This window comes from Vicinamibacterales bacterium, assembly GCA_041659285.1.
Taxonomy (GTDB): Bacteria; Acidobacteriota; Vicinamibacteria; order Vicinamibacterales; family UBA2999; genus 12-FULL-67-14b.
Window position 1 is genome coordinate 1 of record JBAZYO010000024.1, and the last position, 21,878, is coordinate 21,878.

Here is a 21,878-nt window from a genome sequence, read left to right on the forward strand (position 1 = left end):
GAAGTCAGGGCAGAAGAACCGAACGTACTAACTAACCCCGAAGGGGCCATTCTCCAGTAACGATTGGTCCGAAGAAACCCGGCAGGTCAACCTAAGACGGGCTGGAGCTCGGCGCCGTCAACTCAGCGCGCCGCGACTCAGCCCTGCCGTTAGGCAGCCTCGACGGTAGTGTCTCAGTTTGAAATCAGGCGCTCTAGCGCGGACTGACCCTCAGCCTGTATGCTGGCCCTGCGATGCCGAAAGGACCAAAGGGCCAGAAAAGACCCGCCGACGTGATTAAGAACGCAGTACTGGTGATGCGAATCGCGACTGGTGATGCCGACGAGTCTGCTCCCGCAAAGGGTGTCGCCGGAGGCAAGCGCGGCGGGCGGGCGAGAGCCAAAGCCCTAACCCCTACCGAACGCCGCGACATCGCCAAGGTGGCCGCTCAGGCTCGCTGGAAGAAGGATTAGCTCGCCTTCTCGTTCTCGTCCGGCGCGTTCCTGCGCCATTCCACGTCGTCCGTGAAATCAAGCGGAAACTGAAGCGGCTCCTGGTCCGGATTGATCCGGTTCCAATGGTCGAAATCAATGGTGTGTCGAACCGCCTCTCCGACCATCTGTTCCCGCTTGTTGATCCCGGATTTCCGCATCTGTGATCTGGTCGCTTCGTCGATGTCCACCCAAAGCGTCAACTGCTGCCCGTTCGGCTGAGGCACGGTGAAGGCATGGTAGGCCCGGTAGTCTTCGCCGCTAACGTTGTCCTTCCTGGTTTCAAGTCGCGCAACCTCAGACAACTGCTTCGCCAGCATGTCCACAGGGTCAGCCGGCACCGGCATCGGCCAGCCGCGCTTCTTCAGCCAGGTCGCCAGGTTGTGGTGGTCCACTTCCTTTATTCCGGTGGTTCGCCGGTACTCATAGATCCAACGCGCAAGCTCTTGCCTTTTACCAGCCATCGTTATTCCTTCCCGTTGCGACTACGCATCCACCGGAGCAACATCGCCCCAGCCGTCCACCATCGCATTTGGAGTCACTATCGACCGAATCTTCACAAGATGATCGCTGAGGATGTTGAACTTGCCCGTAAATCGTCGGACCTGTCCCGCTACTAACCCTGGATGCACCTTGATTGTCTTGGCGAACCCGAGAACATCACGATCAGCGAAAAAGGGACTCTTGCGCGCAATGAATTTGTCGAGTTGTTCACTCGGCACACAGAAGTCTGCCGCAGCGGCATTCGCAACGGATTCTTCTTCGTTTACGCCTTGGAGTTGGGCATCAATGTCAGAATCCAGCATGGCCGCGCCAGCGCCGTGACGCTGAATGACGTGCTCAAGTTCATGTCGCAGCACAAACCAGAAATTATCGATTCGGTCGAATCGTAACGACATTCCGATCACGGGCGAGAAGTCGTCCAGCCAAAAACAAACCCCGTCTATCTTCGCGGTCGGCAGGGTTTCGACGATGACGTACCGGATGCCACACTCCGTTAGAACTTTCGGGACATGACGGGCTGCGTCGGCGTCACCCCTTAGCTCACCGAGGCGCTTTACGGCCGAACGCGCCGACGTGGGCGAATACCTAGCGGTCATCATGTCAGCCGCGATTTGCTTAACTCGGTACAACCAAGCGATCTGCGCCGGAGATGCAGGAGTCGCGACGGCCGTCTTCTTTGCCGCATGAGGAAGGACCGGAATGTCTTCAACCGACGAGACACCGAAGAACCGGATCAAGGCTTTCTCTACGCCCTGCGGGTCTGTCATGGCTGCATCAATCCATCCGCGCTTAATCATGTCGGCGACTGGAAGATCACCGAAAAGCGTGGCGCGTGTAGCGCGGCCGGGATCAGGTGCTGTCTTGAATCTCGCCACTGCGAGAGAGAAGTCCTGCTGAAGGTCCAGGAACGCTTCGGCGGGTACGCGAAACACCTCAGATAGTTGAAGCGCCATCGGGGCATCAATGACCCGCTGGTCCTTGACCATCCGAGTGACTGTTGCCTCGTCAACCTTCAGGACGATGGCGAGGACGCGCTTCGTCCATCCGCGCTCGGTCAGTAGCGCGTCGATAAGCTGGCCAGGGGTTCGGAAGCCGGAATAATCCACTTCCCAGAGACTACGCCCCACAAAAGGCGCGGTCAAGCGCAATTTGCACAAAACTGCAAACTGAACTTAATGCTTGACAAATAAGCGGTCTGGGCTTAACCTTTTACTTATGAACCGGCTGCCCGTCGCCAAGCGCGCACAAATCCTCTCGATGCTCTGTGAGGGGAACTCGATGCGCTCAGTGTCGCGCTTGGCCGACGTGTCCATCAACACCGTTTCCAAGCTCCTGGTTGACGCTGGCCGCGTCTGCGCGGCGTTCCATGAGGATCAGGTTCGCGGCGTGAAGGCGAAGCGGGTCCAGGTCGATGAAATCTGGTCGTTCACATATGCCAAGCGGAAGAACGTCACCGAGAAGATCGCGGAGGCTGTCGCGGGCGCTGGCGATACCTGGACGTGGACCGGCATCGATGCTGATTCCAAGCTCGTTATCTCATGGCTCGTAGGTGGCCGTGATGCCGGTTACGCGATCACGTTCATGAATGACCTTCGTTCGCGTCTGGCGAACCGGGTACAACTCACCAGCGACGGCCACAAGGCGTATCTGGTGGCCGTCGAAGAGGCGTTCGGTATGGACGTTGATTTCGCCCAGCTCATTAAGATTTACGGTACGGCGTCGGTCGAAGACCAGCGGCGCTACAGCCCTGCCGAATGCACTGGTTGCATCCCGACGCCGATCACTGGCGACCCTGACCCGAAGCACATTTCGACCAGCTTCGCGGAGCGCCAGAACCTCACCATGCGGATGCACATGCGCCGATTTACGCGCCTGACCAACGGGTTTTCAAAGAAACTCGAAAACCACATTCACATGGTGGCGATCTACACGGTGTTCTATAACTGGCTGAAGGTTCACAAGACGTTGCGCGTGACCCCGGCCATGCAAGCCGGTTTGACCGACCGCGTTTGGGACATGGCCGAGATCGTTACCCTGGTGGATCAGGTGCTGGCGCCGGAGAAATCAAACTGAGACACTACCGCCTCGACGCACCACTTGCACAACGCCCAAAGCTGGTGCTATCTTGGCCCTGCTACCCGGACAAAATGCCGTGTAGCAGCGTTAATCGAATCGGCTCATTAACTAAAGGAAGAGAAGAATGGAAACCACGCCCGTACTCCGCAAACCCGCCGACGACCTTTTCGGTTTCGCATGGATGCCTGCAAAGAATGCGGACATTCCGAAGAGCGAAATCTACTACTCCCGCCTTCGAGAGCTTGCAGACCGTGCTCAGCATGAGCGTTGGTCTTTCGACACCGAGCAACCCCTCGTCATTCTTGGCAACTACCTTCGATACACCTTTAAGAGGCTTCACCAGGAAGGCAAGATCGAGGAAGGCGCAGATGCGGCGCGCGGCAAGATTGCGGCCTTCAATACTGGTCTATTCACTCCCAACTACGAGCCGATCTACGCGTTTTTCGAAGCGAATCGTGATCCGGCCCGTCAACCTTGGGTGCTGAGGGACTTCGTTGTCGAGAGCGACCGAAGGATGGCGTTCTTCGCGCGCCGTCCGCGAGCGGCTCGATACTTCGACAAGCCCGGTGAGCTCATCTATGACCCAGATCGCGAGCTCATTCCCAACTTAGACCACATTCTTGACGAGAACCTTGAGCGGTATCCGGCCGACTTGCGCGACAATTCGCATCGGCGCCGAATGATGCTGCAAGGGGCCGTGACCGAGGCGGGGAAGCGCGCGCAGATGAACTACAAGGTTGCGATTCCTCAGTTCTACTTTGGGCATGAGGGTGCAGAACCCGGGCGCATTCAGTTGTTGCTGCCTCTCTGTTTCGAGAGCCCTGCGCGCGCCGATCTGGCTCTGGTAGTCGAGCGCGAAGAGCGCGCGTATCGGGCTTTCACCGTGTTGCCCCTTGATCGCGCGTACAACAACGCTCGTCTTATTGCGAGACCTGAAAGCGACTGGTTGCCGATCACGGACCAGCGAGGCAACATCTCATGACGCACCACGTCTTCATCGACAACTCGAACATCTTCGGCGGTGCCCAGAGCATGTCGGCTCGCGTCGAGAGGCATGTCCCATGGCCCGCCCTCCGCGTTCACTTTCGAAATCTCGCCTTGCTGGTCGAGGGTAGTCAGCAGGTAGGCTCGAGAGTCTTGGCTGGGTCGGTTCCTCCTGGCAACGACGACCTCTGGAGTTACGCGCGGGACATGAAGTACGAAACCAACCTGCTGCGCAAGATTGAAAAGGGCGACGGCCGTTTGGGCGAACAAGGCGTCGATGAGTTGCTTCACCTGAAGGTCGCGAATCTCCTCCTTGATTCTGCGGAAGCGCAGGCGCTCGTTCTTGTTACGGGCGACGGTCGGGTCTCACAATTCGGGACCGGCTTCGCTCTTCAAGCCGAGCGGGCATTGAAGCGCGGCTGGCAAGTCGAGATCTGGTCGTGGAAGAGCGCCCTTTCGCCAGCGTTCGGCAAGCTCTCGACTGCCTACGGTGCCAAGATTCGGATTCACGATTTCGACAAGTTCTTCAAGTCCGTCACGTTTGTGAAGGGCGGGTACTACGGCCCACCGGCCGTTGCTAAGATTGTCAACTTGGCAGGGCGAATCGTGGCTCAACTGCCTTCTCCGCTGAAGGTCTATTGACCGCTGCCTAACATCCAAATGGGCCGCGCGCCGACCGTCCCGTGCAATCATGTCGCGGCGGCGCGCGGCTCATTTGGAACTGTTAGGCGGACGAGATACTGCATATACCATGGAGCAACTGAAGAGTTACGCTGACGAGCGCCTCATCAACGGCTGCATCTACTGCGGCGGCCGAGACGAGACGCGCGACCATGTCCCTTCTCGTGTGTTTCTCGATCCTCCCCTTCCGGAAAATCTCCCAGTCGTGGGGGCATGTCGCGATTGCAACGGTGGCTTCTCCCGAGATGAGGAGTACTTAGCTTGTCTGATTGAATCGGTTCTTGCGGGCACTACCGATCCGACTCGAATCCGCCGTCCGGGTGTCGCGAGCATTCTGCAGCGGTCCCCGGCGTTACGCGCTCGACTGGAGGCGGTCAAGACGAACCAGGGCGGGCGCACGCAGTTCGGGATCGAGCCTGAGCGTGTTCGCAATGTCCTTCTGAAGCTGGCGCGCGGTCATGCGGCATACGAACTCAGTCAACCCTGCCGACACGAGCCCAGTTCCGTCCGATTTTGGCCTATTGGTCTCATGGCCGACGACGAGCGCGATTCGTACGAGGCAGGTTACGTTGCTGATACGTTCGGCGAGGTCGGGTCGCGTGCGTTGCAGCGGCTGCTCGTTACCCAGCTGGTTCTTGAGTCAGGCGATGGCGAAAAGTCGACTACCGGCCTAGTCGTCAATGACTGGGTAGATGTTCAAGACGGTCGTTACCGGTATCACGCAATTGACACAAGTGGGGAGATCCGGATCAAGCTAGTTATTGGAGAGTACCTCGCAAGTGAAATCGTGTGGTCCGACGAGTGAGCTAGGTCTGCGCATCCTTGTTCGCAACGGCTCCGCCTAACAGCCGCTTGCAGCCGTCGGCGCGCGACATGATATTGGGTGCGCCGCGGCTGAAGCCGAGGCGCTGGGCGGAGGATCTATGCCTAGGCGGAGGAAGAACCTCGATTTTCGAGTTCTGCGGTGCTTCTTGACCTTGGTCTGCGAAGCGTTGGAGAGTCGACAGAAGCTCTCAGCCAACGTGAAGACGCAGAAGAAACGTCACGCAGTTGAACGCGACCTCGACGAAGTGGAACAGTTGACTCTGCGCGCCGTGTACCTCGACCTCGCCTCGGCCGTGGATCATGAACTGCAACTTGCAGTCCTGCCTGAGTGGATCGAGGAGAACAAGCGAGACTGGGAGTCATTACGCGCTAAGCGCCCTCCACCGTCGAGCATCGCTGTTGTCAACAGATGGGAACGGGAGGTCCGCAAAGCGCTATTTCGTAGCGATGTGACGTTTTTGACGTTCCCCAGTATGAGTGGTCTTTTCAAACGACGTTTCGGGGTTGAGCTAGCGAGCTTGACTCGAGCTCGCGAAGCAGAACAAATGAGAAAGGCCGTGAATATCTTTAAGCATCGTCGCGGATTCTTAAGACCCGATTGGGAACCTCCGAAGATTCGCCTTGGAATCAAACGAACATACCAGCTTATTTCGAAGATTGAGTCCTTCATCCTGGCCGTAAGGGAGATCAGAGAGTCATCCGAAGTACCGGCTAACGGCTTGCAGCCGACGGCGGGCAATCTGATCACCGCGCCGCCGCGGCTGAAGCCGAGGCGTCAGGCCGACCATCGCGCGCAGGGGCGCGCACCAGGTGCTGTGCAAGCTGAGCAGAAGGGCAGGAGAAACCGATGACGCGGTCCATCGTGGGAGTACTCGCGGTCTACCTGGGCGGACTCGTTACCGCCCAAGTGACCCGTCCGGCAACCAACCAGGCATCAGGGGAGGCGCAGATGCGGCTCGGCAACTTCTCGGTGAGTCTTGCGGTCAAAGACATCGGCGCGTCGCGCGCGTTCTACGAGAAACTCGGCTTTCGAGTGTTCGGCGGCGATCAGGCAAAGAACTGGTTGATCCCCTGATCGACCAGCACGTGCCCAGCCCCAAGAAGTGATTGGGTGTCCGCCGCCGAGTTACACTCGGAGTGAATGATTCATGTAATTGGCGGCGGTCTGGCCGGCTGCGAAGCGGCCTGGCAGGCCGCTGAGATCGGCGCCGACGTCACCATCCACGAAATGCGGCCGGTGCGGCCGACGGCGGTTCACCAGACCGACGGCCTGGCCGAGCTGGTCTGCAGCAACTCCTTCCGCGCCGACAAGCTCGACAACGCGGTCGGACTCATCAAGGAAGAAATGCGGCGGCTCGGCTCCATCGTCTTGCGGGCCGCCGACGCCACGCGCGTGCCGGCCGGCGCCGCGCTGGCCGTCGATCGTCACGCATTCTCGAAGGCCGTGACCGACGCGGTGCAGGCGCACCCCCGGATCACGGTGTCGCGCGAGGAGGTGCTCAAGGTCCCCGGCCCGGAATGGTCGCCCGTGATCATCGCCACCGGCCCGCTCACCTCCGACGCGCTGTCGAAAGACATCCAGGCGATGGTGGGCGAGGAGCACCTGTCGTTCTACGACGCGATCAGCCCGATCGTGCTCGCCGAATCCATCGACATGTCGAAGGTCTTCCGCGCCTCGCGCTGGGGCCGCAACGTGTGGAGCGCCAACCCGGGTGAAGCGCTGGAGCAGACGGACGAAGGCGACTACCTGAATTGTCCGATGACCAGGCAGGAGTACGACGCGTTCTACGCGGCGCTGGTCTCGGCCGAGTCGGCGACGGTCCACGACTTCGACAACACCAAGTTCTTCGAAGGCTGCCTGCCGATCGAGGTGATGGCGCACCGCGGCGAGGGCACGCTGCGGTTCGGCCCCATGAAGCCGGTCGGCCTCAAGGATCCGCGAACGGGCCGGTTGCCCTATGCGGTGGTGCAGTTGCGCCAGGACACGCTGGCCGGCGATCACTTCAGCCTGGTGGGCTTCCAGACGCAGATCAAGTGGGGCGACCAGGCCCGGCTGCTGAAGATGATCCCCGGTCTCGAGAACGCCGAGTTCGTGCGCTTCGGCATGGTCCACCGCAACACTTACATCTGCGGGCCGAAGGTGCTGTTGCCGACATGGCAAACGCGCCACCGGCCGGACCTGTTCTTCGCCGGCCAGGTGTCTGGCGTCGAGGGCTACGTCGAGTCCGCCGCGTCGGGCCTGGTCGCGGGCCGCAACGCCGCGGCCCTCGCGCGTGGCGAGACGCCGCAGGCGCCGCCGCGGACCACGGCCATCGGCTCGCTCGCGTACTACGTGTCGCACGCGGATCCGACGACCTACCAGCCCACCAACATCACGCATGGCATCATGCCGCCACTCGACGACCCGCCGCGCGACAAGATGAAGAAGAAGCTGCTGATCGCCGAGCGCGCGTTGGCTGACTTGGACGCCTGGCGATGCGTGAACTCCTAAAGGAATTCCTCGCCTATCTGAAGCTCAATCGGCACGTCTCGCCGCACACCGTGCGCGCCTACGAGAGCGACATCACGCAGTACCTGGCGTGGGTGGCCGGCGACCAGGGCCGCAAGATCTCGGAACTGACGCCGGCCGATCTCGGTCTCACGTCCGTGCGCTCGCACCTCGCCGAGCTGAACAAGGCGGGCAAGGCCCGCTCATCCGTGGCGCGCAAGCTGTCGGCCCTCCGCACCTTTGTGAAGTACCTGCGCCGTGAGGACCTGATCGAGCACGATCCCACGGCGATGGCCGTCGCCCCCAAGCGGGACCAGACCATCCCCACGCATCTCTCGGAGCCCGAGATGGCCCGGCTGATCGAGACGCCCAGCACCGCTGACCCGCTGGGCCGCCGCGATCGCGCCATCCTCGAGTTGTTCTACGCCTCGGGGCTGCGGCTGAGCGAGCTGGTCGGGATCAACCTCGAGGATCTCAACCTCGCCGGCCGCATGGTTCGGGTGATGGGAAAGGGCGGTAAGGAACGCCTGCTGCCGTTCAACCAGAGTGCATTGGCGGCGCTCCGGGCCTGGATGGCCGACCGCGCCGCGATACTCGCCGGCCGGCAGGGCCGGGTGGCCGGCCGGCGGCCGATGGCGCCGCGCAAGCCGGTCAGGAACCACCGGCCTCAGGCCGATCCGTTGTTCCTCAACGCCCGGGGCACCCGCCTGACCGGCCGCAGCGTGGACCGCATGCTCCGCCGATACGTCGCGCTCTGCAGCACGCGGATGGGCATCAGCCCCCACGCGTTGCGTCACACCTTCGCCACGCACTTGTTGCAGCGCGGGGCCGACCTCCGGGCCATCCAGGAATTGCTCGGCCACGCCCGGCTCAGCACGACGCAGCGATACACCCACGTCAACGCGGCTCAGCTGATCGACGTCTATCGCAAATCGCACCCGCGCGCGTCCGCCGCCGCGGCCGGGGCCCGCCCGCCTTCGCCAGAGGCTCCGGCGAAACAGGCCTTTGGCGCGACGAAGTCGGCCAAGAGCGAGTAGAATCTCGCAAGGTGCCTCTCTCGAAATTTCTCGTCCAGCGCCGGTCGCTTCGTACGGCGCTCGTGCTCCTCACCCTCGTCACCGCTGCTCCCGCCTTCGCGCAAGAGACCGCGCCGGCTTCGGATCCTCCCGGCGAAGTGGTTGACTTCTTCGGCTTCAAGTTCTCGCAGAGCGAGCGCTTCAAGTTCGGCGGCGAAGTGGTGGCCGGCTGGTCGCACGACGGCGCGCAGGCTGCCCTGGGCTTCGAAAAGCAGGGCCGTGTCGGCATGGCGATTCTCAGCGCGGCCGGCAAGGTCAGTGACCACGTTCGCTTCTTCGTGTCGGTGAATCCGGTCAGCGAAACCAACGCGCGGCCGGCGTGCGGCGAGAAGGATTACTTCTTTCCCAACGACCCCAACCTGTTCGCCGCCATCGGCCCGATCGTCAAGTGCGACGTCGAAGACGGCCTCAAGCGGGTTGACACCTACAACACCTTCTCGCTCGACTACATCACGCAGCAGGGCATTCTTCGCGAAGGCTACATCGACTGGGGCATTACCGATTCGCTGTCGCTGCGCGGCGGCCGCTTCATTCTGCCGATTGGCTTTGCGCCGCGCGAAGTCGGCGCCGCGACCGCCAAGGACATGACGCGGATCACACGGCTGAACGCCGAGGCCAACTTCGGCGCCATGCTCGCGTTTTCGGCGAAGCGCGGTGACCGCGCGATTTTCGATGCCGGCGTGATGGCCGTGCTGGGCGACGGCAACCGCGAGAAGGACTACGACTGGTTCTACTTCGTCAACACCTCGCTCGACACCAACAGCGCCGTCACGGTGGCGGCCTCGGTGCGGCTGACGCCGATCAAGGCGATCGACGTGCGCGCGGCCTACAAGAAGGGCTACACCGGTTCGAAGGTGGAGCGCCTGCCCAGCTACTGGGCGTCCAAGCGCAACGACGATGCGCTGGTGGTGAGCGTGAAGTTGTCGCCGACGTCGTGGGCCTCGGTGTTTGGCGAGTACGCTAAGTACAGGTGGGGGCCGACGCTGACCTCCGGTGAACTGGTGGGCATTCCTGACCTGGCCGGCATCGACAAGCCCGGCTACTTCATGGGCGCGCAGCTCGAGGCCCCAATCGCCGCCAAGATCCGGGTCGGCGCCAGCGTCGTCCGCGAAGAACTCACGCGCGACGACAGCCTGATCCAGTACCTGTCACTCAACAGCCTGTACGGCGTGTCGATGGGCAAGAAGGACCGCGAGCTGGTGGTCCGCGGCTACGTCGACGTCAACCGCCTGGTCAACGTCAGCTTTTTCTGGATGGACGTGTCGAACCCGTTCCCCTGGGTGAGCGGCAGCTGGCCGGTCACCGGACCGGTCGCGTTCACCGGCCGCGAACCCGACCGCATTGGTGTGACGATCACCGTCCGGACGCCGTAGCCGCACCGGCCACGCCCGTGCTGGCCGGCGGTAAGTTCGCTTCGCCGGCGCCGTTACCGCTTATAGTGTGGGTGCCGCGATGCCCCCCTCGCCTTCGTCGGCGGTGACCCGTGCCATCTTTTTTGGCACCGTTGCCGCCCTGCTCGTCGTCGCGACGCTGAGCGTCGTGATCTATCGTTCGGCGGTGGGCGGCGCCATTGCCCAGCACTCCACGCAGCAACTCGCGATGGTTCGCACCGCGTCGGTGGGCATCCAGGGCGAGATCCGCGGCCTGTCGGCCCTCCTGCGCCAGTTCAACAGCCTGCCGAGCGTGCAGAACCTTGACATCCCGTTCCTCGGACAGCGCATCGAGGCGGCGTTTGGTGACAACCCTATCGGCGTGGTCCGCTACATCGTCCGGATCGACGCCGAAGGCCGGCTGTACTACTGGGAGCCTGGCGGCCGGCTGATCGAGAACGGGACGCGGGTGGGCCTTGATCCGGAACGATGGCGGTGGAATGGCGACCCCGCCAACCGAGGCAAAGTCACCATCGCTCGCGCCTGGTGGCTCCACGATGCGCCCGACCACGTCCGCGTGATCAGCACTCCGGTGTGGCGGACATCGCCGAGCGGCGAGAACCCGAATCCGCGGAACGACTTCAACGGCATGTTGGGTCTCGCCATTGACGTCAACCGCCTCGTTGAGGTGTACCTGGGCCCCGCGATTGCCGAATCTGCGGCCGACCAACTCGTGGTTGGGTTGACGACTCCCGAGTACGGCGTGCGCATGGGACCGGGCCAGACGGGCCTTGCCGCAGAGGCGAGCGATGCGCACCGGCATGACGGGCCGCAGGGCATTGCCATCCTGGGGGATGGCAACGGCCGTCGCATCCACGCCTGGTCCAGGCTGACCGCCGCGGACCAGACGTGGCTGGCCGCCTCGTCTTCCCAATACGACCTCGTCGCGGCGCAGTTTCAGCGCAATGCCACGGGACAACTGGCGCTGACCGCGGTGCTCCTGGTGATCCTGCCGTTGGCGGGCTGGCTGCTGGCGCGTCGCGAACGCCGCACTCAGGAAGGGCAGCGGCAGCTCGAACGGCAGCTGGCCGAGTCGCAGAAGATGGAGGCCATCGGCAAGCTGGCCGGCGGCGTGGCGCACGACTTCAACAACATGCTCACGGCCATTCTCGGCTACGCCAGCCTGATCCACGAAGACGCGCCGGCCGACTCGCCGATCCGCGATCAGGCGCTGCAGATCCGCCGTGCCGCCGACAGCGCGGCGGCGCTGACCCATAAGCTGTTGGCGTTCAGCCGGCGCCAGGTACTGCAGACCAACCAGTTCGATTTCGCCGCGATGCTCGACAACCTGCTGATGCTGGTGCGCCGCGTGATGGGCGAAGACATCAAGGTGATCGCGCATGCCGAGCCCGGGCTGTGGCCGGTGCTGGCCGACCCGGCGCAGGTCGAGCAGTCGATCCTGAACCTGGCGATCAACGCCCGCGAAGCCATGCCCGGCGGCGGCACGCTGCAGATTACGGCGCGCAACGCGGCGCGTCCCCTCGGCGAGCGGCGTCCGGATGGGGATGTCCGCCCCGGTAACTACGTGCAGATCACCGTGACCGACACGGGGACCGGCATGGACGAGGCGACGCGGGCGCGCATGTTCGAGCCGTTCTTCACGACCAAGCCGCACGGCAAGGGCACCGGGCTTGGCCTGTCCACGGTCTACGGGTTCGTCCGGCAGTGCGGCGGCCACATCGGCGTGACGTCCACGCTCGGGGCCGGCACGGCCATTGAACTGCTGCTGCCGCGCGCGCCCGATCAGCCGGCGCCAACCCCGACACCGAAGGACCTCACGCCGCCGCGGGTGAAGCCCGACGGTCCCCTGGAAACCGTGCTCGTGGTGGAAGACGAAGACGCCGTCCGGTTGCTGGCCGCCGAGTCGCTGCGGCGGGGCGGCTACGTCGTCATCGCCGCCGCCAGCGGCGAGGAAGCGCTGCGCGTGGCCGACGCCTTCGAGGGCACCATTCACCTGCTGCTGAGCGATGTCGTCATGCCGGGCATGAAGGGCCCGGCACTGGCGGCGCGGCTCCGGGCGGCGCGCCCCTCGATCCGCGTGATCCTGATGTCGGGCTACGCCGCCGACGTGGTGACGCCCGACGACCTCAAGGCGGCCATGCTGCTGTCGAAACCGTTTTCAGCCGGCGTCCTCGCCAAGGCGGTCCGCCGCGTCCTCGACGAGGCCCTTTCGCCGGGACCGCTTCCGAAGGGATAATTGCGGTTGGTAACTTTTGGAGGAGATCTGATGATTCGCGTGACGACCGTTGCGTTGGCCCTGGCCGCGCTGTCGATGTTGCCCAGTGGCGCCGCCGCCCAGGGGGTGTCGCTCAAGGTTCCGGCCTCGCTGAAAGAACAGGCGCCGGCCGCCTACAACGTGAGGTTCGAGACGAGCGCGGGCATATTCGTCGCCCACGTGGAACGCGCCTGGGCGCCGAAGGCCGCCGATCGCTTCTACAACCTCGTGAAGAACGGTTTTTACGACGGTGTCAGGTTCTACCGGTCCGTGCCCAACTTCATGGCTCAATTCGGGTTGCACGGCGACCCGACCCTGACGGCGATGTGGAGCCGGCAGTTGTTCTCGCCGGACCCGGTCAAGCATTCCAACAAGCGCATGACGCTATCGTTTGCCATGGGCGGCAACCCGATGATGGCGTCGACGCAGGTGTTCCTGAGTTTTCGCGACAACTCGAGCCTTGACGGGCAAGGCTTCGCGGCCTTCGCCGATATCACCGAGGGGCAGGATGTCGCTGCGAAGATCTTCACCGGCTACGGCGACATGCCCCAGCGCGGCGGCAAGGGTCCCGATACGGCACGCATCCTCAAGGAGGGCAATGCCTATCTCGAGAGGGAATTCCCGAAGCTGGACTACATCAAGAAGGCCACGATCGAGAAGTGACACCCGGGAGGGACCGTGAGAGCTCAGCTTCGCTTCGCGATAGTAGTTGCCGCCATCGTCGTGTGTGCGCGGCATGACGGGGCGGGGCAGGTGCCGGTGCAGGATCGGCAGCCCGCGGGGTCGGCCCTCAGGCCGGCGGTGATGGGACCGACCGGTGGCGTGTCCACCGGTCACCCGCTCACCACCGCCGCGGCCTTGGCCATTCTCCTGAAAGGCGGCAACGCGTTCGACGCCGGCGTGGCATCTCTGCTCGCCGGCGGCGTGCTTGAGCAGGATCTCTACAGCCTCGGCGGCGAGGCGCTCGTCCTGGTATATCCCAAGAGAGAAGCCAAGGTCACCGCCATCGTCGGCCAGGGTTGGGCGCCGAAGGCGGTGGACGTCGATTGGTACTTGTCGCGCAAGAAGGATCTGCAAGGCGAGGGGCTCGATCCGGCGGTCGTCCCCGGCGCCCTGCATGCGTCGCTGACCGTGCTCGAGAAGTGGGGCACGATGAGCTTCGAAGAGGTGGCGGCCTCGGCCATCGCGTATGCCGAGAACGGCTTTCCCATGCGCACGAGCACCGCGCGCGCCATCCAGAATCAGCTCAAGTTCTTCGAGAAGTGGCCGGGCAACAAGACCTACTGGCTGAAGCCTGACGGGTCGGTCTACAAGCCCGGCGAAACCATCAAGCTGCCGACGCTCGCGCGCACCTTGCGCCGCATGGTTGACGCCGAACGCGCCGCCAAGGCCAAGGGCCGCGTCGCCGGCATCGTCGCCGCGCGCGATCGGTTCTACAAGGGCGACATCGCGAAAGAAATGGTCGCGTTCCTGCAGAAGCACGGGGCCCCGTTTGACGCCAGCGACTTCGCCGACTACTACGCGCGCATCGAGGAGCCCGTGAAGACGACGTATCGCGGCTACACGGTGTACAAGCACGGCTTCGGCAGCCAGGGTCCGGTGCTCCTGCAGGCGCTCAACATCCTCGAGAATTTCGACCTGCACGCGATGGGCTACGCCAGCGCGGACTACATCCACACCGTGACCGAAGCGCTGAAACTGTCGTATGCCGATCGCGATTCGTTCTATGCCGACCCGGCGTTCGTGCAGGTGCCGGGTGAGGGGTTGCTGTCGAAGGCCTACGCCAAAGAGCGGGCGGCGCTGATCGACCCGAAGAAGTCGTCCACTTCGTTCATCGCGGGCGATCCGCTGAAGTACGACACCAAGGTGAAGCAGTGGCCGTTCTGGAAGGCAAACGTCACGGACGGCGTCACGCCTCGCGGGGAGAAGCTCGCGGATGATTCGTCGGGCATCGTCAAGGACACGACCCACATGGCGATCATCGACAAGGACGGCAACATCTTCGACGTCACTCCGAGCGGCGGGTGGGTGCCCGGGGCGGTGATTCTCGGCGACACCGGCATTGGCATGAGCGTGCGCGGCGAGCAGTTCTGGCTCGACAAGACCCGCGCCAACCAGATTCGCCCGCGGGCGCGGCCGCGCTACACGCTGACGCCGAGCCTGGTGTTCAAGGGCGATACGCCGATGATGGGCCTCGGCACGCCGGGGGGCGACAACCAGGACCAGACCATCCTGCAGGCGTTCCTGAGCATCGTCGACTTCTGGGATGACTGGTATCCGAACCTGCACGCGGCGCTGGAACGCCCGCGCGCGCAGACCATGCACTTCTACGGCTCGTTCTGGCCGCACACCGCGGGCTTCAACCAGTTGAACGTGGAAGCGACGATTCCCGATTCGGTCTACAACGAGCTCAGAGCTCGCGGTCACGACGTGAGCCGGCTGCGTCCGTTTGGGATGTCCGGGTGCGCGACCGCGGTGATGATTGATCCAGCGACTGGGAATCGCTTCGCGGCCGCTGATCCGCGAAGGGACTGCTACGCGATTGCGTACTGAGGGCGCGCCTTCGGCGCGCGTAGGGCGCCTCGCTGGCGCTCGGCGTAGGGCTCGGCGCTTTGCGCCATCGTGGGGCTCGCGGCTTCGCCGCTCGTAGGACTCGTGGCCTTCGGCCACTCGTAGGGAGGACTGTGCGTCTACTGACACCGATTCTCACCGCGTTGCTCGTGCTCGGCGCACTACCGGCGAGCGCGTCACAGGCAAGCGGACCCGCCATCGCCCTCGTGCGGCCACCCGTGAAGTCGCGTTGGGATGCTGACAGGAAGAACCCCTACAGCCGGCTGTTCAAGCCAGGTGAGGTGCAAGTGCCACTCCGTCAACCGGCGCCGGCCAAGCCCGAGGTCAAGTGCGGCATGACGGTGGTCCCGGTGGACCCCAGCGGCTACCCTGGAATCGTGGTGCCGCAAGAACCACGTTCGACGAAGTTCACCATTCGCGCGATCGACCCCACCATCTGCCGGTAGGTCTCGCGGATGAAGGGTGTGGGTGAGCCGGCGGTGCTGCGTTCGCTTGTCGCCAGGCTCGATCACCTGCGACCCGAAAGCACTCGACGCTGGGGCACGCTGACGCCCCACGAAATGCTCTGCCACCTCGGTGATGCCGCCGAAATGGTGCTGTTGATTCGTCCGCGCACCGAGGTTGTTTCAACCCGAGGCCGTCCCATCATCAAGTGGCTGGCGCTGTCGTCGCCTCTTCGATTGCCGCATGGCTGGGCCACCAATCCCATGCACGATCCGCGCGCCCTTGGCACGCGTCCGTCCGAGTTCGCGAATGATCGCGCAAGGGCGGTGGCGGGGCTCAATGGAATTGCGGCCGGGACCGGCCCGCTCGAACCTGCGCACGGCTTCTTCGGCGTGATGTCGCGTGAAGACTGGCAACGGTGGGCGTACAAACACACCGATCACCACCTGCGGCAGTTCGGTTTATGATCTGGCCGCGATGCTGAACTCAATCGACATGCCGGTGCTCGTTCTCATCATGCTCCTGGGCCTGATGGTGAGATACGGCGGATGGCGCAACGGGAATTCGCCGCGCGGGCGGTTCTGATTCGACCGTGACACGCTTGTGCCGGCCGGTCGTCGCCGTTGCTCTGCTGCTGACTGCCGTGGCGGGCTGCGCTCAACCCCAGGTCAAGACCCGCTACTTTCGATCAAGGACCTACACCTTCTCGCGCGCTGAGCGCGCCACCATCGATCGCATCGCCAACGCGACCGCCGCCGAAGTGGGGAAGCTCCTGCCGGGTCTGCCGCCGCAGCTCGAACTCACCGCTCGTCCAGGGACGGACGTGATCGAAGAAATCGGCGCGACCGCAGACGCCATGCCGCCCAACTTCGTAATGTGGACCGTTGATCCAGCGCACGGCGGCGGTGTCGTCGCCATCGCCGAGAAGGACTTGCGCGCGACCTTGTTTCACGAGTTTCATCACCTCGTGCGATCCGCAGCGGGGAACCCTCGCACCGTCATCGAGCATGCCGTGAGCGAGGGCATGGCCACCGCATTCGAGCGCGACTTCGCCGGCGAGAATCGTCCTTGGGGGGAGCACCCGCCGGAAGGCAGCGGATGGGAGAAGGAATTGCTCGCGCTTCCGGTCAACGCGCCGATCCGAGGTTTGAACACCGCTCACCCGGATGGCCGGCGATGGATCGTCTGCCGCACCGGGACGGCGTGGGTCGACCGTGCGACAGCAAGATCAGGCCGCACCTCGGCTGACCTGGTGTCGGCACCGGCCGTGGAGATCTTGAGCCTGGCCGATGTGAATAAGTAGCACCCCGACGAGGCGCGTAAGCGCCGAGCCCCACGCCGAGCAAGGCGAGGCGCCTCACGAGCGAGCGGTAGCGAGCTCGCCCTACGCACGCGCAGCGTGCGCCCCTACGACGCCGAGGCCAGGACTCTCCGCCGAGGCAGTTCGATGTTCAGCGTCTTGATCTTGTAATTCATCACGCGCGGGCTGATCTGCAGCAGCTCCGCGGCGTCCTTCTGCACCCAGTTCGCCATCTTCAGCGCCTCGGTGATCGCCTGCCGCTCGATTTCCTCGAGCGCGATACCGGTGGGCGGGATCTTCACCACGCCCTGCGCGTCGCGGCCGCTGCCGGCCGGGGCGAAGTCGCCCAGCCGCAGGTCGGCTGACGTGATGATCGGGCTTTCGGCGAGCAGCGCCGCGCGTTCGATTGCGTTCTCGAGCTCGCGGATGTTGCCGGGCCAGTTGTAACGAATCAGCAGCTTCTGCGCCTCGTTGTCGAGGCCGTCGAGGCGCTTCTTCAACTCGCTGGCAAAGCGGCGGATGAAGTGCATGGCCAGCGGCAGGATGTCGTCTTTGCGCTCGCGCAGTGGCGGCGTCTCGATCGAGACCACGTTCAGCCGATAGTAGAGATCTTCGCGGAAGTGTCCCGACGCGACCATCGCCGACAGGTCACGGTTGGTCGCGGCGATCAGCCGCACGTCGACGCGCAGCGTGCGCGTGCCGCCGAGGCGTTCGAATTCATGCTCCTGAAGCACGCGCAGGATCTTGGCCTGCGTGCTGGCGCTCATGTCGCCGATTTCGTCGAGGAACAAGGTGCCGCCGTCGGCCTGCTCGAAGCGGCCGATGCGCTGGCGGTCGGCGCCGGTGAAGGCGCCCTTCTCGTGGCCGAACAGCTCCGACTCGAGCAGGTTCTCCTGCAGCGCCGCGCAGTTCACCTTGACGAAGTTCCGCGACGCGCGCAGCGAGTTGTGATGGGTGGCGCCGGCGATCAGCTCCTTGCCGGTGCCGGTTTCACCGCGGATCAGCACCGTCGAATTGCTCTTGGCCACCTTCTTGACGACCGCCAGCACCCGCTGCAGCGACTCGCTGCCGCCGACGATGCGGTCGAAGTCGTAGTTCTCCTGGCGTTCGTTGCGGAGGTAGTCGAGCTCGTTGCGCAGGCGCTTCAGCTCCAGCGCCTTCTCGACCTTCACTTCCATTTCCTCGAGCTCGAACGGCTTCTGCACGTAGTCGAACGCGCCGTGCTTCATCGCCTCCACCGCGGTGGTCACCGACCCGAACGCGGTCATCAGGATCACCGACGCCGAGGGATGCAGCTGCTTGGTCGTGCGCAGCACGTCGAGGCCGTCCGAGCCGCCCATCTTGAGGTCGCTGACCACCACGTCGAAGTAGCCCTCGTGCAGGCGCTCGAGCGCGGCGTTGCCGTTGGGCGCCTCTTCGACTTCGTGCCCGGCCGCGGTCAGCGACAGCGCCAGGCCCCGCCGCAGGGCGTCGTGATCGTCGGCAACGAGAATGCGAGCCATGTGCGTGGTCTCCGTCTGCGCGTTAGTGGTGCGTGCCGTGCTTGGGTGATTCCACCGGCAGCGTGAGCCGGAACCGCGTCCCGCGCCCGTCAGCGGTGGACATGTCGATGCGGCCGTCGTGGGCGTCGACGATCTTGCGGACGATGGCGAGCCCGAGGCCGGAGCCCTGGGCCTTGGTCGTGAAGAACGGGTTGAAGATCTTGTCGGCGACCTCGGCCGTCATGCCCGGCCCGTCGTCCGAAATCTCCAGCACCACCGAGTCCACGGCCTGGTGGCCGTCCGGCATCAGCGCGCCTTCGGCGGCGGTGCGCGCCACCGACGCGGAAATCAGGATGCGGCCGCGGCCTTCGAGCGCCTCGTAGGCGTTGATCAGGAGGTTGGCGAACACCTGCGTGAGCTGGTGCTGGTCGGCGCCGACCAGCGGCAGGTCGTCCGGCAGCACGGTGTCGACGAGAATGCTGCCGCGCGTGGCCTTGCCGTCGGCCATGACCACGGCGCTCGCCAGCGCGTCGGCGAGGCACGTGCGATCCACCTGCAGCCGCACCGGGCGCACGAACGCCAGCACCTCCTGCACGATCGAATTGGCGAGCTTGGCCTCGCCGATGATGTCGTTCACCAGCGACTGCACGTCCTCGTTCTGCGGCGCCTTGCGCCGGAGCAGGCCGGCCAGCACCTCGATGCCGGCGAGCGGGTTCTTGATCTCGTGCGCCATCACCGCGGCCATCTCGCCGACCGCGGCCAGCCGGTCGCGCAAGCGCTCGCGTTCTTCGACCTGCTCGACGTGCGTGAGGTCCTTGAAGAACAGGGCGGCGCCCACGGCCTCGCCCTTCTCGTCGCGCACGAGCGACAGCGTGTAGCCGATCACCGTGTCGGTGGACTTGAGCCGCAGCTCGGCGCGGTTGGGAAGCGCCGCCATTTCGAAGGCGCCGCCGAGCACGCGGACGATGTCGGGGTGGTCGTGGAGGACGTCGGCGTAGGGACGGCCGACAAGGGTGGGGCCCGGCGCCAGCCTGAACAGGCGGCAGGCCTCGTCGTTGATCAGCACCACGCTGCCGTCACGCGCAATGGTGAGCACGCCATTGCGCATGTTTCCCACCATGTGGCGGAAGAACACGTCGGTGTGCCGCGAGGTGTTCGCTGGACGTTTCGCCATGTGCATGGGGCCGGCCCAGGCGTGAGCAAAGCCCGTGCCCCGAGCCAGCCACGCTCTAAGTCGTTGCGATTACAGAATTTGGATTATTACCTAGATCGGAGCAATCTGACAAAAATGTAATCAGATTACGAATTTTGCAGATCCGAGAATTGCTCAGCTTCGCCCTGAAGCATTTCCCATTGGCTCAGGAGCTCGCCAACCTCCCACATCAGCGCCTGGTGCTGGGCCAGCACGGGCTTGGACGCTTCGTGGTCGCTGTAGAAGTCGGCCGCCGACATCTTCTGCTCCACCTCTTTGATCGCCCGCTCGCGGTCGGCGATGCGCGATTCGAGGTCGGCCACGCGATCTTTGAGGGTCTTGAAGGACCGCTCGCGCTTCTTCTTCTCGACGTTGTCGCGTTTGCGATCTTCGTAGGTCTGTTCAACTTTCGGCGCGATCTTGACCACCGTGTTGGCGTCCGCCTTCGCTCGCTCAGCACTCTCGGGCGAGCTCCGGCGAGACCTCGCCGTAGCGGCCTCCGGCCGCGTAGGCGGGCCTTGTTCCTTGCTCCAGAGAAACGCTTCGTACGTCCCCGGGTACAGCGTCGCCTTGCCGCCCCCCACCTCGACGATCTTGGTCGCCAGCCGCTCGACGAAGTAGCGATCGTGCGACACGAAGATCAGCGTGCCGCCGTAGTCGGCCAGCGCGTCGAGCAGCACTTCCTTCGAGTCGATGTCGAGGTGGTTGGTCGGCTCGTCGAGCAGCAGCGTGTTGGACGGCCGCAGCAGCATGCGCGCCACCGCCAGCCGCGTCCGCTCGCCGCCCGACAACACGCCCGCCTTCTTGTAGACGTCGTCGCCGGAGAAGAGAAAGCCGCCGAGGATGTTGCGGATGGCCGGCACCATGGTCTGCGGCGAGCCGGCCGACAGCGTTTCGTAGACGGTGAGGGTGGGATCGAGGCGCGTGGCTTCGTCCTGGGCGAAGTACTGCATCACCACCTGGTGGCCTTCGGTGCGCACGCCGGCGTCGGGCGCTTCCTCGCCCGACAGCATGCGCATCAGCGTGGACTTGCCGGCGCCGTTGTGGCCGACCAGCGCAATGCGGTCGCCGCGCTCGATGTGCAGGCTCACACCGTCCAGAACCACCTTGTCGCCGTAGGCCTTGCGCACGTGCTTCAGCTCCTGCACCATGCGGCCGCTCTTGGCCGAGGCCGGGAACTGGAAGTGGATGCGCTTGCGCTCGGGCGGCACTTCGATGCGGACCACCTTCTCGAGCATCTTGATGCGGCTCTGCACCTGTGCCGCCTTGGTGGCCTGGTAGCGGAAGCGGTTGATGAAGTCCTCGACGCGCTGGACTTCCTCGTCCTGCCGCCGCTTGGCGTCGCGCAGCCGCTCGAGGCGCGCGTCGCGCTCCTCGAGGTACTTCGAGTAGTTGCAGTGGTAGTCGGTGATCGTGCGGAGCGAGAGGTCGGCGATGTGCGAGACCACCGCGTCGAGGAAGTAGCGGTCGTGCGACACCAGGATCACGGCGCCCGGGTAGGCGACGAGATACTCCTCGAGCCAGTTGCGCGCGTCGAGGTCGAGGTGGTTGGTCGGCTCGTCCAGCAGCAACAGGTCGGGCGCGCTCAACAGCAGCTTGGCCAGCGCCAGCCGCATCTGCCATCCGCCCGACAGGTGATCGGTCAGCTGCTCCTGCGCCTCGGCCTCGAAGCCCAGGCCGCGCAGCACCGTGGCGACCTTCAGTTCGATCTGGTAGCCGTCCCTCAGGCGGAACTGGTCCTGCACTTCGCTGTAGCGATGGAGCAGCGCGTCGTGTTCCGGCGCGGCGAGGGTGGTGTCGCCCAGTCGCTCCTCGATCGCGTGCATCTCGGCTTTCAGATCCAGCAGCGGCTTGAGGGCGAGGCTGGCCTCCGCGGTGACCGTGCGGCCGCTGTGCGACAGCCCGTCCTGCGGCAGGTAGCCGAAGGTCAGCGCGTTGGGTTTCTGGATGAAACCGGCGTCGGGCTCGTCGAAGCCGGCGAGCATCTTGAGCAGGGTGGTCTTGCCGGCGCCGTTCGGGCCGCACAGGCCGACGCGATCGTGATCGCCGACCTGCCAGGTCACGTGTTCGAGCAGGGTCTTCTCGCCGAACGATTTCGTGACGTCTTGCAGTTGAATCATGGGAAGCGGAAAAGGGGACGG

20 protein-coding genes are annotated in these 21,878 nt (G+C 64.2%); 15 read left to right on the forward strand and 5 right to left on the reverse strand.

Annotated elements, in window-relative coordinates:
* Window positions 1-448: 448 nt before the first annotated feature.
* Together WC815_23275 and WC815_23280 are read right to left on the reverse strand one after the other, a co-directional pair.
* On the reverse strand, window positions 449-865 hold the full coding sequence (locus tag WC815_23275) for a hypothetical protein (GenBank protein ID MFA5911711.1): 417 nt from the start codon (window positions 863-865) through the stop codon (window positions 449-451).
* Between the two features lie 90 nt (window positions 866-955).
* Window positions 956-2,116, reverse strand: a complete 1,161-nt coding sequence (locus WC815_23280; GenBank protein MFA5911712.1) for a hypothetical protein — start codon at window positions 2,114-2,116, stop codon at window positions 956-958.
* 73 nt (window positions 2,117-2,189) lie between these two features.
* Here WC815_23280 and WC815_23285 point away from each other — a divergent pair, with 73 nt between their 5' ends.
* The 15 genes from WC815_23285 to WC815_23355 all read left to right on the forward strand — a co-directional run bounded on the left by WC815_23285 (window position 2,190) and on the right by WC815_23355 (window position 17,067).
* On the forward strand, window positions 2,190-3,047 hold the full coding sequence (locus WC815_23285; GenBank protein MFA5911713.1) for an IS1 family transposase: 858 nt from the start codon (window positions 2,190-2,192) through the stop codon (window positions 3,045-3,047).
* A gap of 127 nt (window positions 3,048-3,174) precedes the next feature.
* Window positions 3,175-4,032, forward strand: coding sequence for a DUF3825 domain-containing protein (locus WC815_23290; protein MFA5911714.1), 858 nt, complete (start codon window positions 3,175-3,177; stop codon window positions 4,030-4,032).
* Complete coding sequence (locus tag WC815_23295) at window positions 4,029-4,676, forward strand: NYN domain-containing protein (GenBank protein ID MFA5911715.1); 648 nt, start codon at window positions 4,029-4,031, stop codon at window positions 4,674-4,676. Before WC815_23290 ends, WC815_23295 begins: the two co-directional genes overlap by 4 nt.
* A gap of 109 nt (window positions 4,677-4,785) precedes the next feature.
* Entirely contained in the window at window positions 4,786-5,520 is a 735-nt protein-coding gene (locus WC815_23300; protein ID MFA5911716.1) for a hypothetical protein, read from the forward strand.
* A 217-nt stretch (window positions 5,521-5,737) separates the two neighbouring features.
* On the forward strand, window positions 5,738-6,391 hold the full coding sequence (locus WC815_23305) for a hypothetical protein (GenBank protein ID MFA5911717.1): 654 nt from the start codon (window positions 5,738-5,740) through the stop codon (window positions 6,389-6,391).
* On the forward strand, window positions 6,388-6,615 hold the full coding sequence (locus WC815_23310) for a hypothetical protein (GenBank protein MFA5911718.1): 228 nt from the start codon (window positions 6,388-6,390) through the stop codon (window positions 6,613-6,615). The genes WC815_23305 and WC815_23310 overlap by 4 nt, the downstream gene beginning before the upstream one ends.
* A gap of 66 nt (window positions 6,616-6,681) precedes the next feature.
* Complete coding sequence (gene trmFO / locus WC815_23315; protein MFA5911719.1) at window positions 6,682-8,031, forward strand: methylenetetrahydrofolate--tRNA-(uracil(54)-C(5))-methyltransferase (FADH(2)-oxidizing) TrmFO; 1,350 nt, start codon at window positions 6,682-6,684, stop codon at window positions 8,029-8,031.
* Window positions 8,016-9,065 (forward strand): tyrosine recombinase XerC, encoded by a 1,050-nt coding sequence (locus WC815_23320; GenBank protein ID MFA5911720.1) that lies wholly within the window; start codon window positions 8,016-8,018, stop codon window positions 9,063-9,065. Before trmFO ends, WC815_23320 begins: the two co-directional genes overlap by 16 nt.
* Window positions 9,066-9,076: 11 nt before the next feature.
* Window positions 9,077-10,477, forward strand: a complete 1,401-nt coding sequence (locus WC815_23325; protein MFA5911721.1) for a hypothetical protein — start codon at window positions 9,077-9,079, stop codon at window positions 10,475-10,477.
* Between the two features lie 79 nt (window positions 10,478-10,556).
* A complete protein-coding gene (locus WC815_23330; GenBank protein MFA5911722.1) occupies window positions 10,557-12,731 on the forward strand; it encodes an ATP-binding protein in 2,175 nt (724 codons plus the stop codon).
* Between the two features lie 30 nt (window positions 12,732-12,761).
* Window positions 12,762-13,412, forward strand: a complete 651-nt coding sequence (locus WC815_23335; protein MFA5911723.1) for a peptidylprolyl isomerase — start codon at window positions 12,762-12,764, stop codon at window positions 13,410-13,412.
* 15 nt (window positions 13,413-13,427) lie between these two features.
* Window positions 13,428-15,302, forward strand: coding sequence for a gamma-glutamyltransferase family protein (locus tag WC815_23340; GenBank protein MFA5911724.1), 1,875 nt, complete (start codon window positions 13,428-13,430; stop codon window positions 15,300-15,302).
* Between the two features lie 131 nt (window positions 15,303-15,433).
* A complete protein-coding gene (locus tag WC815_23345; GenBank protein ID MFA5911725.1) occupies window positions 15,434-15,766 on the forward strand; it encodes a hypothetical protein in 333 nt (110 codons plus the stop codon).
* An 18-nt stretch (window positions 15,767-15,784) separates the two neighbouring features.
* The gene (locus tag WC815_23350; protein ID MFA5911726.1) at window positions 15,785-16,231 is read left to right on the forward strand and encodes a DUF1569 domain-containing protein; all 447 of its coding nucleotides are present in this window, start codon (window positions 15,785-15,787) and stop codon (window positions 16,229-16,231) included.
* A 125-nt stretch (window positions 16,232-16,356) separates the two neighbouring features.
* Complete coding sequence (locus WC815_23355; GenBank protein MFA5911727.1) at window positions 16,357-17,067, forward strand: DUF2268 domain-containing putative Zn-dependent protease; 711 nt, start codon at window positions 16,357-16,359, stop codon at window positions 17,065-17,067.
* 104 nt (window positions 17,068-17,171) lie between these two features.
* On the opposite strand, the gene WC815_23360 is transcribed toward WC815_23355, so the two are convergent.
* From WC815_23360 to WC815_23370, 3 genes are all read right to left on the reverse strand, one after another.
* Complete coding sequence (locus WC815_23360) at window positions 17,172-18,566, reverse strand: sigma-54 dependent transcriptional regulator (protein ID MFA5911728.1); 1,395 nt, start codon at window positions 18,564-18,566, stop codon at window positions 17,172-17,174.
* 22 nt (window positions 18,567-18,588) lie between these two features.
* Window positions 18,589-19,719: an ATP-binding protein gene (locus WC815_23365; GenBank protein MFA5911729.1), complete on the reverse strand. Its 1,131-nt coding sequence runs from the start codon at window positions 19,717-19,719 to the stop codon at window positions 18,589-18,591.
* Between the two features lie 125 nt (window positions 19,720-19,844).
* Window positions 19,845-21,857, reverse strand: a complete 2,013-nt coding sequence (locus tag WC815_23370) for an ABC-F family ATP-binding cassette domain-containing protein (GenBank protein ID MFA5911730.1) — start codon at window positions 21,855-21,857, stop codon at window positions 19,845-19,847.
* Between the last annotated feature and the right edge of the window lie 21 nt (window positions 21,858-21,878).